Genomic DNA, 18,434 nt, shown 5'->3' with positions numbered 1-18,434 from the left:
AAATTAAATCAAAAATATTATTTCATGATTAAAAGCGATTTGGTTTCCTGATAATCAGGTGTTATCAAAGTAAAGAAGTAAACCCCGTTTGATAGTTTTTTTTCAATGGCATTTATTTCAAAATTATGAAATCCACTGCCGGCAATATTATCATAAATAACTACAATTTCTTTGCCACGTGCATCATTCAAAGTCAAACGAGCATGAGTGGTTTTTGAAAGATTGAATTTTATCCTGAATCTGTCAGAAGCAGGGTTTGGCTCACTCTGGAAGAGGAAATCTCCACCTGCAACGGCAGTTTCAACACCGGGTTGGAAGGGAACTTCAACTTGAACAACCATATCATTTGTACGTGTGATTCCACATACTCCATCCACAACAGCCCAGTAGGTGCCTTCGTGGCTAAGATTTGCATTCCTGAAAATAAGCTTATCACTTGTTTCGCCGGTTATTGCTACTCCGTCTTTAAACCATTGGACTGTAGCAATATCGTTTAGATTATTGCAAACCATTTTGAGTTCATCGCCAATTTGTACAGTTTTATATTTTGCCTCATTGTAGCTTCGGGCAATAGAAATTGTAGCAATTGTCGAAATCATTAAAAAAACAAGTAATATATTTTTCATAATATTTATTTCTAATTATCAATAGTAACTATTCTTTAGAATTCAACGATATAACTTGCAATGTATTTTAAAGAATTTTGACAATCAGACGCTCAGAAAAAAATCCGGGCGTCTGTTTATCTTGCAAACTACAGCTCCTCCATAGAGTTAAAGAGCTTAAGCACATCTTCGGATTGCTTGCAATCAAGAAGCTGTAATCGAAAAGAATCATTATTCATCAATCTCGAAACTTTACTAAGCAGCCTTAAATGAAGGCCTACATTATTTTCGGGTCCGAGCAGCATAAATGCAATATTCACAGACTCGCCGTCAAGAGAGTCAAAGTCAATCGGTTCTTTAAGGATTGCTAATGAGGCTACCGAATCCAGAACAGATTTTGACTTGGCATGAGGAAGAGCAATACCCTTTCCAACGCCTGTTGACATAACTTCTTCACGCTCCAGTACATCTTTCAATGCCTGTGTTTTATCAAGTACTTTCGTAGGGTCATAAGCAAGTTCAACCATACTTTCAAGCAAGTGTTCCTTAGTTTCGGCATCAATTGCAATTTTGATTGAGTTGCTTCTTAAAATATCACTTATTTTCATAATAAAAACCTAAATTCTATTTTATCTTCCAAGAATTAATTAAATCAGCATACTTTGAGGCAATTTCTTTTGATTCTTCCTCAGTATCTGCTTCACCATAAATAAGGAATGATGCTTTCTCCTTCGCTGGAAGAAGAATCGCAGAATTATTACCTTCAAATATTTTTACACCTTCCACAAGTTGTTTCTCCATATTCTGGCTATATTCCATAGCGCATCTCATAACTGTACCTTTGAATTCCCATGCTACCGGAACTTCAAGAATTGTCTGATATCTTATTGGCAGCAACTCATCAAGTTGTGAAGGAGTGTAACCGGTCTGAGCGAGCATTTCAAGCATCTTACCTACTGTAAACATACCATCTGAGGCAAAGAGAAATTCGGGAAATATGAATCCGCCATATACACCGCCCACAAATTTGACAGATTCGTCAAGAGTTGATTCCATCATTGCAGAGTGATTATTCTTTATTCTAACTACTTCGACGTTATAATCTTTAGCAATATCTTCAATTTCACGTGGAGCTACAATTGAAACTGCTATTTTATATGGTTCCTGATTTTTGTGCGTTTCAAGGAATAATTTGGCAAGAATCGAAAGCAGCCTTACAGAAGAATACCATCTTCCGCGTTCATCAATAATTGCAATTTTTTCGGCACCTGACTGCATCCTGAATCCAAGCTCATAACCTAATGATCGCATAATTTTTCCGGTATCGTCAATAGGAGAATTTGATTCACTTGGATCCGGGTGAAACTTTGAACCATCTACGTAATTATTCAGAGAAATTACCTCAGCATGAAGTTTTCCAAGAATACTCGGGAATATTGTTGAAGCAAGACCGAATGAATAATCCATTAAAAGTTTAAATTTCCTTTCAATAATTAAATCTTTATTTAAAGATTTCATATACCGGTTAATATAAAATTCCTGGGTTCTTTCCGGGAAAGTAATTTCGCCGACTTCACTCGGCTTCACTCTTTCAATATCTTCACCAAAGAAGAACCGCTCAATTTTTTTTGTTATTGTTATGGTGATATCCCGACCGTCTTTGCTGAAGATAATTATGTCCGTATGCTCAGGATTACGCGGCGACTTACGCACATGCAGACCACCCGAGTATTTGCCAATTCGCAATTCCTGACGAGTTTGCGGAATAGAAATAGTCTGCAGGTCATTAACTGTAACTCCGACAGAAAGAAGCCCTGCTGTGATTGAACGCTTGATAATTCTGGAAACTGTATCAGGGTCGCGACTCGCTAAAACTATAGAGTTTTTCCCAAAAGACATACCCAAAGCAGCTCCGAACTTTGCACCGAATTCAGGATTTATTTCAATATTGGAAAAACCAGAAATTCTTGCATCTGTGAAAAGTTCACGATTCCATTTTTCTTCCTGTACCAGCGACCTGAAAAGCGAAGCACCTTCTTCGACAGTTTTGCGGGGCCAAAGCTTAATATTTGAGAACAATCTAGCACTCTTACCGATTTTACAATGTTCTGCGATAAATACATTCTCGGATACATTTACAAAATCTTCAATTTCAACATTATTACAAATTACATCATCAGTGAGTTGTACCATATCCCCAATTTTAACATCACGCCAAATTGTTGTATTTTTAATACTGCATCCGTTGCCAATTACAACATTGTCGCTGATAACCGAGTTTTCTATATTGCAATTTTCACCGATAACTGTATTTTTACCGATAATATTCTTGCCAATAAGTTTTGTTGATTTTGCAATTTGAGCGCCAACTTCAATTTGGTTATCATCAGTTCGGTTAATATTGAAACCAAGATCAACTTCGCCTCTGAGAGCATCATACTGACCGATTTGATATTCTATCAAGTTGCCGACATCACGCCAGTAACCTTCTGCAATATAGCCATAAAGTGGCATTTTCTTTTCGAGCATTGTAGGAAATAAATCTTTGCTGAAATCAAAATCCTGCTGGTATGGAATTAAATCCAAAGCTTCCGGTTCAAGGATGTAAATTCCTGTATTAATAGTATCAGAAAAAACTTGTCCCCATGATGGTTTCTCAAGAAAGCGAACTATTTTTCCATCATCATCTGTAATTACTATTCCGTATTCAATTGGTGATGCTACCCGAGTAAGAAGCAGAGTCGCCATTGAGCCCTTTTCTTCATGGAACTTGATTGCTTTACTTAAATCAAAATCTGTCAGTACGTCGCCACTAATGATTATACACCTTTCACTTAAGTGTAAATAGGCATTCTTTACAGCACCTGCAGTTCCATAATCTGCCTGAGCAAGAACATAGCTCATATTGATACCGAATTCTTCACCATTTTCAAAATGGCTGGTTATTGAATCCGGCTGAAAATAAAGTAATGATAAAATATCAGTAATATTGTGCTTTTTTAGTAAATTGACAATATGACCCATCATCGGGACATTCAGTATTGGAACCATTGGCTTTGGTATCTGCATCGTAAGAGGTCTTAGGCGTGTTCCAAATCCACCTGCCATGATTACGGCTTTATTCATCTGAACTCCAAAAAAATTGAATTTATATTTGCAAAAATTATCTTAGCAATATATGGTTTTTAACTTGAGAAAAAAATAAAAAAAAGCAATTTGTCAATAATATCGCCTAATTTTATTATTTTAGTACTTATTAGATTTTCATTTTTTAATTTAAGTATAAACGAATTACATTGAAAGCACTTGTAACAGGAGCAACAGGTTTTATTGGAAGTCATATCGCAGATAAGCTGTCATCAGAGGGTTTTGAAGTCAGGTGTATGGTACGTAATCCCAATAATATCAAATGGTTGAAAAATAAAGGATATGAAATAGTTGAAGGAAATTTCGAAAACAAGGAAAATTTAAAAATTGCTGTTGAAGGTGTAGATTATATTTTTCATGTTGCCGGTTTGAATTTTGCAAAGAATAAGAAAGATTTTCAAATTGTTAATACTCTCGGTACGCAGATGTTACTAAATGCGGCATATGATTATAATCCCGGATTAAAACGATTTGTTTATATGGGAAGCCAGACTGCAACCGGTCCCTCTCCTGATTTTGAACATCCCGTGGATGAAGAATCACCTCGCAATCCAATTACATCTTACGGGCTAAGTAAAAAACTCGCTGAAGATGAAGTTATGGCTTTTAAAGGTAAAATTCCATATACAATCATTAAGCCACCTGCTGTTTTTGGTCCCAGAGATACCGCAATATACGGACTTTTCAAAATGATGTATTTTGGTTTTGCAGCCCATATGGGAATGAGTAAAAAATATATTAGTTTAATATTTGTTGATGATTTAGTAAAGGGAACAGTTCAGGCAGCTTTGTGTCCGGTAGCAGTTGACAACACGTATTTCCTTACAAATGACAAATTTTATGATTGGGATTATATTTCCGATGTATTCAAAGCCCAGATGAATAAATCCTTTTATTTTAAAGTAAAAGTACCGGAGCCGGTGGTAAGAGCAGTTGGCATTTCAAGTGAATTTTTATTCGGGCTTTTTGGTGTACATCCCAAATTTGATAAGGATAAATCAAAAGATTTTATTTGCCAGTACTGGACTTGCAAAGCCGATAAAGCTAAAAGAGATTTCGGTTTCAAACAAAATTATACATTTAATGAAGCTGTAAAATTAACATTTGACTGGTATAAAGAGAATAAATGGCTTTAGAGTTTTTCCATTATCGCCGCGTGACAGCATTGGTTGTATCAATCATTATAATTGCTATAGCTTTTATTGTATTTGTTTATAAACTCATCAATGTTTCTGTAGTAACAGGCACGAAAAGTTACAAAACTGAGCATATTAAATCAAAAGCAGAAATTTATACAAATTTTTACGGCATTCCATATTTTTATTCTGAAAATGAAGAAGATTTATTCTTTGCTGTTGGATATTATCAGGCAAGTATGAGAATATGGCAAATGGATTACTATCGCAGGCTTTCAGAAGGCAGACTTTCAGAAATTTTTGGAGAAACAACTGTTAAAGTTGATAAATTCATGCGTTGTTTTGATATTGCTGAAATTTCAAAACGGAATTACGACTCGATTTCGGGTAAATCAAGGAGTATTCTTGATGCATATTCCAGAGGCGTGAATTATTTCATCGAAAACAATCATTCTCGCCTGCCACTTGAATTCAATGCATTGTCATACAAACCCGAGCCCTGGCAGCCTTATCATTCTCTAATGATTGGCAGACTGCTGACTTTTGAATTGTCCTTAAGCATTTGGTCTGATATTACTTTCGGCGAACTATTCGAAAAACTTGGAAGTGATAAAGCAAAGCTACTTTTACCTGATGATGACAACAATTTTGCTGTATTCAATTTTCCTGAAATAATTGACGAAAAGAAGGGAAGAAATCGAAGCAGCTTTTCTAACGAAGTTTTTGAAATTAAAGAAATACTTGGATTCGGAGGCTCATCAGCCGGCAGTAATTGCTGGAGTTTTAAAAAGATTGACTCTATAACAGGCAACTCTGCAATTCTTGCAAATGATGCTCACCTTCTTCTTGGAATTCCTGCTCGATGGATGCAAATGAAAATTAAATCGGGTGATATTGATGCAATTGGGCTGACTGTTCCCGGACTTCCACTAATCCTCTCAGGAAGGAATAAACATATTGCCTGGGGCGTTACGAATATTATGGTTGACGGATTTGACTATTTTGTTGAAAAACTTGACGAAAAGCAAGAAAACTATTATATTAATGATTCAACATTAAAAAAGATTACTTATATTGTTGATACAGTTTTAATTGCAGGAAAAGAACCGGAGATATATTATAAAAGGAAAACCGGTAATTCATTTATAATAAGTGATTTTCATATTCTGTCCGATCCTTCATTATTCCTGAAATTTTCGACCGATGGCAGCTCTCAGGGTATGTATAACAATATAGTATTGTCATTCAAATGGATAGGTGAATCTATCGGAGATGAACTATTTTCCCTTTATAAATTAAATTCTGCCCGAACATTTGATGATTTTCGTGATGCCCTCAGGCATTGGTCGGCGCCGGGATTGAATTTTCATTATGCAGACAAGACAGGCAACATTGGTGTAATTTCTGCGGGTTATGTTCCTCTACGAGAAACCAAATGCAATCCAAATCTTCCGAATCCTGCATGGATAGACAATTATAGCTGGAAGAGCCTTGTCAGATTGCAAGAAAATAATTTTGAAGAATTAAATCCCAAAGAAAATTTTATTGCTTCTGCAAATAATAAACTGAGCGATAAAAAGGATTTGTTTGTTTCAAATTATTGGGAACCTGATGCACGCTATCGCAGAATTATTGAGCTGCTTGGCGAGTCGGATGTCTATAATTCCAGAACAGCACAGTTTATGCAGAATGACTATTACTCAGTCTATGCAAAAGAATTAATGAACATTTGCATTCCGGTGCTTGATAATTATAGAAACCTTCTCGAACCTGAAGAGATTGAATTTTTGGAAATTATGAAAAATTGGGACTATATCATATCAAGAGCTTCAGTACATGCTTCGATTTATACTTTTTATTTCGAGAAGCTGATTTTTAATACTTTTCACGATGAGATGGGTGATAGACTTTACAAACAGTACGCTTTTGTATCAAGCCTTCCAACCAGAAAGCTTATAAGTCTTATTTCAATGTATGATTCACCACTTTTTGATATTCAGGGAACTACTAATGTCGAAAATAAGGAATTTATTATTTTCAAAAGTTTCAGAGATGCACTCAATGAATTCAATTCATATTTTGGAAATCTTCCGATTGAACACCGTCAATACGGTAAAATGCACACTCTTACACTGGAACATCCATTCTCTTCATCAGATTTTTTGAAATCTGCTGTAACACTTGGTCCTTACGAAACGGGCGGCAATAATACTACAATCAATAATGCCGAGTGGAATATTACAAATCCCTATAAACACCGTGTGGGACCTTCGATGCGATTTATTGCCGATATGAATACAGATTTTATATTTTCTTCTGTACCGGGTGGAAGTTCAGGTGACCATATACATCCTAATTTCAGCGACCAGTTGCAGATATGGCTCAATGGCGGTTATGTGACTCTGCCGCTTGATATATCTCAGACACCTGAAGATTTTAATCTAATATACAAATTTTTCCATTAAAAATATATTCTAATTATCATACTTCATTACGATTCTGAATTTCCTGATTAAGACCTGAATAAAATTGCATAATATAAAACTGCTCACTAAAAAAAATAAAATTCAAAAAAAGCGACTTAATTTAATCAACAAAATCATAAGTTTTTTGATAATTAGGCGAAATTTCCGTAATTTTGTAATCTTAAAAGAGCACATTTTAAAAAAAGACTAATAAAATCATTTATAAATTATTTAGGTAAGAAAAGCAGTATGAATGAAGGCTCCATAATTCAGGTGATTGGACCGGTTGTTGACGTTCAGTTCCCTGAGGGCAAAATCCCTGCAGTTTTGAATGCAGTTCATATTCCCAGAAAATCAGTAGAAGACGGCACAGACAGTCTACTTGTTTGCGAAGTACAGCAACACTTAGGTGAGGACCGTGTGCGTACAGTGGCAATGGACTCGACCGATGGTCTTGTTCGCGGTATGACAGCGATAGATACCGGTTCACCAATTTTAGTATCTGTTGGTCCTGAATCTCTTGGCAGAATGGTTAATGTTATCGGCGGTGCAATAGACGGCAAACCTGAAATCGAAAGCAAGCTCAAGTATCCTATCCACCGACCTTCACCAAAGTTTGAAAATCTTACTACAACTAAAGAAATGTTCGAAACAGGCATCAAGGTAATTGACCTTATTCAGCCATTTACAAAAGGTGGTAAAACAGGTCTTTTTGGTGGTGCAGGTGTAGGTAAAACAGTTATTATTCAGGAGTTGATTCATAATATTGCCAAGCACCACGGCGGTTATTCATGCTTTGCTGGTGTAGGTGAGCGTACGCGTGAAGGTAACGACCTATATCTCGAAATGCAGGAATCAGGTGTAATTGATAAAACGGCACTAATTTTCGGTCAGATGAATGAGCCGCCTGGAGCACGTTCGAGAGTAGCTCTTACCGCACTTACAATTGCTGAATATTTCCGTGATGAAGAAGGTAAAGACGTTCTTTTATTTATTGATAATATATTTCGTTTTATTCAGGCAGGTTCAGAAGTATCAGCGCTTTTAGGTCGTATGCCTTCAGCTGTGGGCTATCAGCCGACTTTGGCAACTGAGCTTGGTGCACTTCAGGAGCGTATTGCTTCAACAAACAAAGGCTCTATCACATCAGTTCAGGCGGTTTATGTACCGGCTGACGACTTGACTGACCCGGCTCCGGCGAATACATTTACTCACCTTGATGCAAAAACCGTACTTTCTCGTCAGATTGCTGAACTTGGTCTTTATCCGGCGGTTGACCCGCTTGATTCTTCTTCAAGAATTATGGATCCGCTCGTACTTGGTGAAGAACATTACAAAACTGCTATCACTTGTATAAAAGTATTGCAAACTTACAAAGATCTGCAAGATATCATCAATATCCTTGGTATGGATGAGCTTTCGGACGAAGATAAACAGACAGTTTACCGAGCTCGAAAGATTCAAAGATTCTTCTCGCAGCCATTCTCTGTGGCAGAGCAATTTACAGGCTTTGAAGGAAAATATGTTAAAGTTCCAGATACAATTGCAGGTTTTAAAGCCATTTTGAGTGGTGAATGTGACGAAATACCTGAAACTATGTTCGAATACAAAGGCACAATTGATGAAGTATTTGATGCCTGGAAGAAACAAAAATAAAGAATCATTATGGCAGATAAATATTTAAAAGTTGATATTATTACACCGCAGAGCGTCGTTTATTCAGGCGACGCTGTGTCGGTAAATGTACCTGGCTCGTATTCGCCTTTTGAGGTTTTAATCAATCACGCACCGATTGTATCATCACTTGATACGGGAGTGATCAAAATCATGTCTAGCGAAAATAAGCTGGTTTATTTTGCTGCAGGAACTGGATTTGTTGAGGTCAATGATAATAAAGTATCAATTTTAGTTGAAAATGCAGTCAATGCTGATGAAATTGACAAAGATAAGGTTATTGAAGCTATCGGCAATTTAAAAAATGAAATATCAGTCAGTTCTGCTATTAGCGATAAACTGTTATTTTCATCTAATCTGGCATACAGGCAAGCTCAATTAAAAGCCGCTACAATGAGAAGGGTTAATTAATACTGTATTTGTATTTATAATTTATAAATATTAGAATTATAGAAATTGATTTTCGCTATTAATGAATATACAAGATTTCTTACTAACTATATAATTATATTTTAAAATTCGGCTTTTTATGAAGCCATAATTAAATCAAGTTATGGATAACGGTAAAATTTTATATGAAGGTATAACTTACGACGATGTTCTACTGATTCCTTCATATTCAGAAGTATTACCTCGTGAAACAAATATCAGCACAAGACTCACTAAAAGCATTTCTTTGAACATTCCGGTTATAAGTGCTGCTATGGACTCTGTTACGGAAGCAAATATGGCTATTGCTATTGCTCGTGAGGGTGGCTTGGGTGTAATTCACAAGAACCTTACTATCGAAAAGCAAGCTGAGCAAGTGGATAGAGTAAAACGCTCCGAAAGTGGTATGATACGCAATCCAATTACTCTGACGAGTGATAAAAAAGTTTCCGATGCTTTGCACCTGATGTCATTATATCATATTTCAGGTATTCCAATTATTGATGATAATAAAAAGCTAATTGGAATTGTGACTAATCGTGATTTGAGATTCAAACCAAATCCTAACCAGCCAATCCTTGAGATTATGACAACGAAAAATCTCATCACTGTACCGGTTGGAGCAACTCTTGAAGATGCCGAGCTTGTTTTAAAGCAACAGAGAATCGAGAAATTGCCTGTAGTTGATGATGATTATATACTTAGAGGATTGATTACTTTTAAAGACATCGAAAAAAAGAAAAAACATCCAAATGCATGCAAAGATGAGGGCGGCAGACTTAGAGTAGCCGCTGCACTTGGCGTAACGCCAGATACTATGGACAGAATAGCAGCTCTTGTCGAAAAAGGTGTTGACGTAGTTTTTGTAGATACAGCACACGGGCATTCCGCCGGTGTTCTCAATATGGTAAGCAGAATAAAAAGCACTTATCCGACACTCCAGGTTATTGGTGGAAATATCGCAACAGGCGATGCAGCTAAAGCATTGATTGATGCGGGTGCTGATGGACTCAAAATAGGTATTGGTCCGGGCTCGATATGCACGACAAGAATTGTAGCAGGCGTGGGTGTCCCTCAACTATCAGCAATAATGAATGTCGCCGAAGTAGCAGCCCAATATGATATACCCGTTATTGCTGACGGCGGTATCAAACAAACAGGGGATGTTGCTAAAGCGATTGCTTCTGGTGCAGATTCAGTAATGATTGGCAATATGCTTGCAGGTCACGAAGAAAGCCCGGGAGAGAAAGTCATTTATGAGCGTCGTGCTTATAAAATTTATCGTGGTATGGGCTCTCTTGGAGCAATGAGCCAAGGCTCTGCAGACAGATATTTTCAGGATGCTGAGGATGAAATCAATAAATTTGTTCCGGAAGGTATCGAAGGAAGAGTACCTTACAAAGGCTCAATGAGTGATACTATTTATCAGATAATTGGCGGATTACGCTCAGCTATGGGATACTGCGGTTGTCGAAATATCGAGGAAATGAAAAAGAATGCAAAATTTAACAGAATCACAAATGCCGGATTAAGAGAATCTCACCCGCATAATGTTTCTATTACTAAAGAATCACCAAATTACTTTGTTTAATTATTAATGGCTAAATCTGTATGGCGAAAAAGATTATAAATCAGCAGACTACAAATAAGTATCCTAAAATTGTGGATAGAAGACTTGACCAGCTAAGATTTTCTCTTGAAGAGCAAAAATCTGAAGCTATTGCTGTCAGCTTTATGCCAAATATAAGATATCTTACTAACTTTTCTGGCTCAAATGCTTTACTTTTCATAATGGAAAATGAAATCCATTTCGTTACTGATGATACTTATGAAGAACAAATCAAGGACGAGCTTTATCAATTACCAAATTTGAAAACGCATATTACTCGCGATCCATGGATATATCTGGTTAAAAATAAAGTTCTGAAAGGTGTTCAGGGTATAAGTTTTGAAGCCGATTCTATGCCATACTCTGAAGCAGTCGAAATTCGCAATAAAATAAGACCCATAAAATTCAAACCTGCTGATGACCTTGTTTCACGCTTTACTCAGCCCAAAGATCCCGAAGAGCTTGATTGTATAAAAAAATCACTTGTGCTTTCTGAGCAAGTTTATAAGTATATGCTTGGATTTATTAAAGTTGGAATGTCCGAAATCGAAGTTGCTAATGAAATTTCCCATCAGTGTCGTCTTCACGGCTCTGAAGGTGAGCCGCAGGATATAATCGTCGTTTCCGGTCCTAGATGTGCTCAAGTTAACGGTAATCCGTCTGAAAAGAAAATCAAAAAACAAGAACTTGTCATTATTGACTTTGGTGTTAAGTATAAAGGTTACGGCACAGCTGTTTCTCGTACTGTTGCAATGGGCAGAGTTACCAAAGAGCATAAATCAGTTTATGAATCACTAAAAAAAGCCCGTCGTTTAGCTCTTAAAGAAGTAAGACCCGGAATGTTTGCTAAGAATCTTGATTCAATTTGCCGCAACTCTATTATGAAAGATGGTTATGGCGAATATTTCAAGCATGGTTTTGGCCATGGCATTGGTCTTCAGCCGATTGAGCAGCCAATAATTTCTTATGAAGTAACCGAACAAATGATTCCGGAAGAATGTGTTATAGGCGTCGAACCGGGAATTTATATGGGTGATAAATATGGTATAAGAGCCGAGGATGTTTTCCTTGTCTCAAAGAATGGTGGCGAATTGCTTCTTGCCGCCCCTGAAGAAATTGATGTTATTTGATAATGAAAAAAATAGAATGTCTGAATTAGTGGATGATATTTTTCCCGAAAGCAATCTAAATGCGCTGGTAATAGCTTACTATTTCCCGCCTATGGGACTTAGTGGTGTACAAAGGACACTCAAATTTGTTAAATATCTTCCGGATTTCGGTTGGAATCCGGTAGTTTTAACTACGGAAAATTCTGATTATTATGCTTACGACGATACACTTCTTGAGGAAATTCCTGATATTGTCAAAATATTCAAAGTCCCTGAATCCAAGCGTAAATCCAAAATCAAAAGTAAACCACGTAAATTTCCTAATTATTTCAAACAAAGAATTGGAGCTGCTATCGTTAGGTTTTTTAAGCAACCTGATTCAAAGATTCATTGGAAAAAGTTTGCTCTTAAAGAAGCTGAAAAAATAATTCAGGAGCATGATATTAAAATAATTTTTGCTACGGCTCCACCATTTACCAGCTTTTTGATTGCCAAAGAACTTTCAGAAAAGTATGATATACCATTTGTAATTGATTATCGCGATAATTGGGTGGATAATCCTTTTCATTTCTATCCGACATTGTGGCATAAGAATTATAATATTGAACTGGAAAAATCTGTATTGACAGTATCAGAACGAGCTTTTGTAATTACAAGGTATGCTAAGGAACTACTTTTAAAAAGGTACCGTTTCCTATCGCACGACGATGTTGTAATACTCCCTCACGGTTATGACCCTGAGGATTTCGTAAATATTCCTGCTACAATTAATACACGCAAACTCGTATTTACACATAGTGGCTTATTTCAGGATGACCGGACTCCAAAGTATTTTCTTAAAGCCATAAACTTATTTCTAAAAGATTATCCTGATGCAACTGATGAAATCGAACTACGTTTTGTAGGCTTAATGAGACCCTCTCACACGAGACTTATTAAAAGATATAAAGTTGCTAATATATGCACTCTGACAGGATACCTGAATCACAAAGAAGCCGTTCAGAATCTGATTGAATCAAATGTTCTATGGCTTACAGTAAATGATACAATACGTACACCCGGCAAACTCTACGAATACATTGGAGCTATGAAGCCAATTTTATATCTCGGTCCACAGGGTCAGATATCATCTATTGTTAAAGATACTAAAGCAGGATTCATTGTTGATAATAAAAAAGTCAAAGAAATTTCTTCGGTTGTGAAAAAAATCTATTTATTATGGAAAGATTCAAATCTTCCGGAGCCTGATAAAGATAACGCCGATAATTATAATCGAAAACATATCACAGCACAGTTGGCAAGACAACTTTCATTACACTCAAAAATGTAATGCTAAGACTTGATTAATATACATCATCCCAGTCATTACTTATAAATCCGGTTCTATTTTAAAAAAATCAAATACAGGTTTTTCGCGTCTCAATCTTTTAAGAATTACTTATCTTTCGAATAAAATAAATAGTCTTACTTTGTAAAAAATAATATCCCGATCGTAAATTACAATCGGGATTTTATTTTACATATTTCAAATAAATTATCGCTTTATGAATTTTTTCACAACTTTGTCGCTTTCAGTTTGGACAGTAATGAAATATACACCTGAAGATAATTTACTCAGATTGATTTCGAAATTATCCGCTAAAGAATTGATATTGCTAATCAAGATTTCTGCACCAGTCATATCACTGATAATTAACTTAGCAGCACTCGAAGTTGAAAGTCCGAAATTTGCAATCATAATATCATTAACCGGGTTGGGATAAGTTTCAAGCACTATTTCACCGTTTACACCAAATGCAATATCCTCTTCGGTAGCATCTTTTCTTGGACTGACATAAACAACAACTCTTTTGGTTGCAGAGAAGCATCCATTGTCATCAATTGCCGTTGCGAAATACTGATTTGTACCGATTTGAGGAATAATCATAATATCTTCAATGATATTTCCATTAGCATCATTCCATAAAACAGAGTAAGGAGCTAAGCCGCTTGAGATATTTCCATCAGTGATTGAAGATAAATCGAGAACTGTATTTTTTGGATGTCGCACAATCAATGGAGTATTCAAAATTGGTGAAGCGGATACTTCCAATTTTACCATACCCTGAGCTGTCTTTCCTGTTACATTATCTTTAGCAGTTAGAGTGTAATAGGTTGTATACTGTGGATTTGCAACAATCGGGTTACCAGAACCTGCATTAATAAGTCCTGCTGAAGGTGACCATGTGTAAGAATAATCCCCTGAACCATTAATTATACTGACAATATTATTACCAATTTTGTTTCCTAATTCAGCAGCTTGATTTTTGCAAGCAACAACCGTATTAAGATTTATTTCAGGTTTAGTAATAATCTGATAAACTGAAACTGTACCACTAATTTCATTAGCTACAAGAACATAGTTGTTACCATCAGGACTTTCATCCCAATTTATGAAGATTATTCCTTCAGGAGCAAGGTCGCCATTATTTGTTTCAATTCTGCTGTTGTGATAATCAACAAAATACGGATTATTTGGATTTGTGATATTGTAAGCCATCACACCACCAACTCTTTCAAGACCAATAAACGCATAATGCTCATTTCCAATTCTTGCAAGAGCAACACCTTCCGGCTCAGGACCTTTTGCACGACTTCTTGCTTTTGGAGTTGAACTTCCACCGTTATCAGCATTGAAAATTGATTTATATTGCGGATGTTTAGCAATAATTTGTTCGAATTCGTTTTTTGAATCCCATACTAATGATTTAGTATCAGAATTCCAAATTGAGAATGAGCGGGTGCCAACACTGTAAATTTCTTCATAAAATCCATCACCATCAGCATCACCATGTAGATTTGAGACTCTGAATCTTCCAAGATTATAGCTTTGTTTCAATACATCTGAATTAGGAAATACATTAGGGTCCAGTCTGTAATTATTATTACCAACTGTAGTTCTTTCATTTAAAGCTGAAAATTCTTTTTCATCACCTTCATTTGCAGTAACAAGGAAAGTTGTACCATTTTGTGAAAATGATGAAACTGCATCAGGAATAAAGAATGATTTCACGGGCCAATTAGCAATCAGAATTTCATTATTATTGTCTGAAGCGTCAAAACCATTTCCGGTAATCATCGCACTTCTTGTACCTAAAGCCCAAATAGAAGAAATTGAATTATTGGTAAGATTAATTTCAGCTATAGCATTATTTTCCTGCAATGTTACCCATGCTTTTTCATTATCTGCAGATATAGTTATATATTCCGGCTCAAGGTCTTGCGATAACGTACTTGATTTCTTTAATTTTCTGACACCTGATTCAATCAACTCAGCTTCATTTGCATTAAACTGTGTGAAATCCAGAGTAGTTACATTATTCTGTGTTAAATTTTGAATACCGCCGCTAATATCAATAATACTTACCGAACCTTCAGGGTCAATAGTATAAGCATTATTTGGCTGACCTTCGTTAGCAGTCAATACTTTTTTTCCGTCATTAGTAAATACCACCATATCTGGAAGCGAACCCACAGTAACGTGATTTAAATAGTTACCATCGGTATCAAAAAAAACTACCTTACCCGGAAGAGTTTCATCTGCATTTGGGCTTGCAACTGCAACAACACCATTATTTACGGCAACACTTGTAATACCGCCGTAAGGAGTCATATTAATAGATTTAATTTTCTGAATAATTGAAGGATTAGAAAAATCAGAAATATCAAAGCGATTTTCAATAGCAGATGTTAGGAATAATCTTTTACTTATCGGGTCATAAGCTACTATTTCTGTTGTGCTTGTTGTAGCAGGGTCAGCATCAAAGCTACCAATATATGTAAGTTGAAGTTCATCTTTTGGAGCAACTATTTTTGTGTCATTATCTCTTATGTAAATAGTAGCATAGTTGAAACCGCTAATTGTTACTCCGTTTGCATTTTCAAGACTTAATACAAAATATTCATCATCTTCCGGAATATTATCATTAATAATCGGAATATTAAAAGTAAGTTCCAAATTGCTTGTAGGAGTAATATTGATAGTTTGAGTATTGAAAGTGAAATCACTGTTAACTGTTGCTGTACTGAATGGTGCAGGTTTTGGAACTAAATTCACGCTTGCATTTGAAGGATTTTCAATTTTCAATACTACTTTTGCAAAAATATCATCTTCTTCAAATACCAAGAAGTTGCTTGCAAATGAAATTTTTGTTTCATAATTGAAATTGAATAAGTAAGGAGTGAACATAACCTGACCTTCGCTATCCATTACATTCTGAATTGTGAGAGTATAATTATTTCCGGATTGAAATGAACCACTGTAATTTAACCATAATGTATCACGCAAGTTACCGTTGTTGCTTCTTGTAATAGCTGCAAGTCCGTTTACACCTGTGAAATTATTAATATTAGTCGCCGATGCTTCATTCATATCTTTATTGAATACTACCCTTATTGTGTTGTAATTGATAACAGTTACTTCAACAACTGTTGGTGGTCCTGGGAATGCCCATGAGGGCCATACCTGTGCAGGAGTTCCTGATGCAGTTCCAACCCAATTTTGAGGGTCTAATATTAATGGTCTTAATTGATTGAAAGGTAAATTCTGAGGTCCGTTATAAAATGCATTAACTGTATTACCATTGACATTATCTGGTGCTGTGCTTAAATTAATTGAATTTATTCCATCAGTCAATCCGGCGGGAATTTTTGAAAGACTACCGCCGCAAGTAGTATTATTAGCAATCCATGCGTTAGAAGAAAGTGCTGTGATATAGTTCGGATTCTGTGCTGTACCAGTATAAACAATTACCTGATCCCCACTTGAACTAAGACCAAAAGATGAACCGGTAACTGTACCAAAATTGGCAATATTATCATCATTCTGAATCTGAATTACTGTACCGGCAGGAATTCCGCTCTGTGGTGCAGTCCATACAATACCGCCGCTGCACTGTGACTGTGCATTATCTGTATATTTAGCATCAGTAATATTGATTTTTGTGCCGGGTAATATATTAACTGTAGTTAAAAGTGCTATTTCATCTGGTGTGCCAGTCGAGTTCATTCTATAAGCAACAGGAATCAAATCGCCTTTGTTGAATTGAGTCTGCAATGAAATTGTAGTGAATTGGATTGACTGAACATCTTCAATTGCATTATCGCTGAAGTCTTCGATTGAATTTGCTATTAGTGCAAGATAATATGTTTGACTATTAGCTAAATTTTGATTTGGTATTACTGTTAATACTTTATCGCTGTATGTTGCTGTAAAAGGAACGTTACTTCCATTGGCATTATTCATTTTGAAAATGATTACTGAAGCAGCATTTGAATTATTTATTTCTGCATTATTTACCAACCTGATGTTTTCATTGAATGTAATAGTCGGTTTAACATTTACCGGAATTTCAATAGCATTATTGACTGGGGCAAAAGTAACAACCGGTGGGAAAATGTCGCCTTCTTCAGAAATTCCTTCGAGAGTAAAATTATCAAAACGGTTATTACCAACCGTACCACCGGGACCTTGTTCGAAAGTAAACCTAATTTTGAAATCAGCATTATCATTTACTGCTTCGATTGCAGAAAAATCTAAAGTAATTAAAGTAGGGTTACCATTATTTGGAAGTATTGTATCTAAAACAATATAATTTTGCCCGTCAGTTGTGTAATGAACTATCTGCCAGCCGGCACCTGAACCTGAACGACGTGTGGCATATTTTACTACTACATCAGAAAATCCTGTTGTAGGTAATGAAAATACTAATGCACCTCCAATTGGGTCATTGAATCTTAAATGATTTCCTGATGCATCACCAAATCTGGCATTAAGGTTATCTACATTGAAATTCTGACCTGTGCCTCCAGCTACATCAATCTGACTAATTCCCCCGGGTATATGAGTAATACCTGCTCCGTTCAGCATTGAGTAAGGGGTGGTTAGTGTGGCAAGATTTGTGGGGTCATTAAAATTCCAGTAGTGAACCAGAACCTGTGAGTGAGAGAGGATTGATGTTGCTAATAACATCATTGAAAGTATAAGAAACCTTCTAATTACCATAAAGAAAAATCCTAAAAATTTTATAAAACTGTTTAAAAATATCTTTACAAAAGTAATGTTGAATTATAAATCTTTTATTTTCCCTAAGTTAATTATGAGTTAATTATAAATATGTTTATTCTTGCATTTGAAGTCAACAAAAACCATTTTATAATAAATAATATATAGTAAGAATAGAATTATTTTCTAATAAATTCTATTATTAAATTTTGGTTTA

Annotated in this window: 11 protein-coding genes; 7 read left to right on the top strand and 4 right to left on the bottom strand. The window is 35.8% G+C overall.

Annotation, left to right across the window (positions count from 1 at the left end; genetic code table 11):
• Positions 1–17: 17 nt before the first annotated feature.
• The 3 genes from KF896_10885 to KF896_10875 form a co-directional block, all read right to left on the bottom strand.
• Positions 18–626, bottom strand: coding sequence for a T9SS type A sorting domain-containing protein (locus tag KF896_10885; protein ID MBX3044211.1), 609 nt, complete (start codon positions 624–626; stop codon positions 18–20).
• A gap of 128 nt (positions 627–754) precedes the next feature.
• On the bottom strand, positions 755–1,213 hold the full coding sequence (locus KF896_10880) for a PTS sugar transporter subunit IIA (protein ID MBX3044210.1): 459 nt from the start codon (positions 1,211–1,213) through the stop codon (positions 755–757).
• Between the two features lie 16 nt (positions 1,214–1,229).
• Positions 1,230–3,731, bottom strand: a complete 2,502-nt coding sequence (locus KF896_10875; GenBank protein ID MBX3044209.1) for a nucleotidyltransferase — start codon at positions 3,729–3,731, stop codon at positions 1,230–1,232.
• Between the two features lie 170 nt (positions 3,732–3,901).
• Here KF896_10875 and KF896_10870 point away from each other — a divergent pair, with 170 nt between their 5' ends.
• From KF896_10870 to KF896_10840, 7 genes are all read left to right on the top strand, one after another.
• A complete protein-coding gene (locus tag KF896_10870) occupies positions 3,902–4,888 on the top strand; it encodes an NAD(P)-dependent oxidoreductase (GenBank protein ID MBX3044208.1) in 987 nt (328 codons plus the stop codon).
• The gene (locus KF896_10865) at positions 4,879–7,353 is read left to right on the top strand and encodes a penicillin acylase family protein (protein MBX3044207.1); all 2,475 of its coding nucleotides are present in this window, start codon (positions 4,879–4,881) and stop codon (positions 7,351–7,353) included. The genes KF896_10870 and KF896_10865 overlap by 10 nt, the downstream gene beginning before the upstream one ends.
• A gap of 249 nt (positions 7,354–7,602) precedes the next feature.
• Positions 7,603–9,009, top strand: a complete 1,407-nt coding sequence (gene atpD / locus KF896_10860) for a F0F1 ATP synthase subunit beta (protein MBX3044206.1) — start codon at positions 7,603–7,605, stop codon at positions 9,007–9,009.
• 9 nt (positions 9,010–9,018) lie between these two features.
• A complete protein-coding gene (gene atpC, locus KF896_10855; protein ID MBX3044205.1) occupies positions 9,019–9,438 on the top strand; it encodes an ATP synthase F1 subunit epsilon in 420 nt (139 codons plus the stop codon).
• A gap of 142 nt (positions 9,439–9,580) precedes the next feature.
• Positions 9,581–11,047, top strand: coding sequence for an IMP dehydrogenase (gene guaB, locus KF896_10850; GenBank protein ID MBX3044204.1), 1,467 nt, complete (start codon positions 9,581–9,583; stop codon positions 11,045–11,047).
• A gap of 20 nt (positions 11,048–11,067) precedes the next feature.
• Entirely contained in the window at positions 11,068–12,195 is a 1,128-nt protein-coding gene (locus KF896_10845; protein MBX3044203.1) for an aminopeptidase P family protein, read from the top strand.
• A gap of 16 nt (positions 12,196–12,211) precedes the next feature.
• On the top strand, positions 12,212–13,504 hold the full coding sequence (locus KF896_10840) for a glycosyltransferase (protein MBX3044202.1): 1,293 nt from the start codon (positions 12,212–12,214) through the stop codon (positions 13,502–13,504).
• A 204-nt stretch (positions 13,505–13,708) separates the two neighbouring features.
• Here KF896_10840 and KF896_10835 read toward each other — a convergent pair whose 3' ends face one another.
• Positions 13,709–18,217: a choice-of-anchor I family protein gene (locus KF896_10835; protein MBX3044201.1), complete on the bottom strand. Its 4,509-nt coding sequence runs from the start codon at positions 18,215–18,217 to the stop codon at positions 13,709–13,711.
• Positions 18,218–18,434 lie beyond the last annotated feature (217 nt).

Source organism: Ignavibacteriota bacterium (assembly GCA_019637995.1).
Classification (GTDB): Bacteria; Bacteroidota; Ignavibacteria; order Kapaibacteriales; family UBA2268; genus JANJTB01.
The sequence above is the reverse complement of the archived record's forward strand: the minus strand, read 5'-3'. Positions and strand labels throughout refer to the sequence as shown.

Coding starts and splice junctions, on each gene's coding strand:
- KF896_10885 (MBX3044211.1), bottom strand. CDS start 626: ATGAAAAATATATTACTTGTTTTTTTAATGATTTCGACAATTGCTACA.
- KF896_10880 (MBX3044210.1), bottom strand. CDS start 1,213: ATGAAAATAAGTGATATTTTAAGAAGCAACTCAATCAAAATTGCAATT.
- KF896_10875 (MBX3044209.1), bottom strand. CDS start 3,731: ATGAATAAAGCCGTAATCATGGCAGGTGGATTTGGAACACGCCTAAGA.
- KF896_10865 (MBX3044207.1), top strand. CDS start 4,879: ATGGCTTTAGAGTTTTTCCATTATCGCCGCGTGACAGCATTGGTTGTA.
- atpD (MBX3044206.1), top strand. CDS start 7,603: ATGAATGAAGGCTCCATAATTCAGGTGATTGGACCGGTTGTTGACGTT.
- atpC (MBX3044205.1), top strand. CDS start 9,019: ATGGCAGATAAATATTTAAAAGTTGATATTATTACACCGCAGAGCGTC.
- guaB (MBX3044204.1), top strand. CDS start 9,581: ATGGATAACGGTAAAATTTTATATGAAGGTATAACTTACGACGATGTT.
- KF896_10845 (MBX3044203.1), top strand. CDS start 11,068: ATGGCGAAAAAGATTATAAATCAGCAGACTACAAATAAGTATCCTAAA.
- KF896_10840 (MBX3044202.1), top strand. CDS start 12,212: ATGTCTGAATTAGTGGATGATATTTTTCCCGAAAGCAATCTAAATGCG.
- KF896_10835 (MBX3044201.1), bottom strand. CDS start 18,217: ATGGTAATTAGAAGGTTTCTTATACTTTCAATGATGTTATTAGCAACA.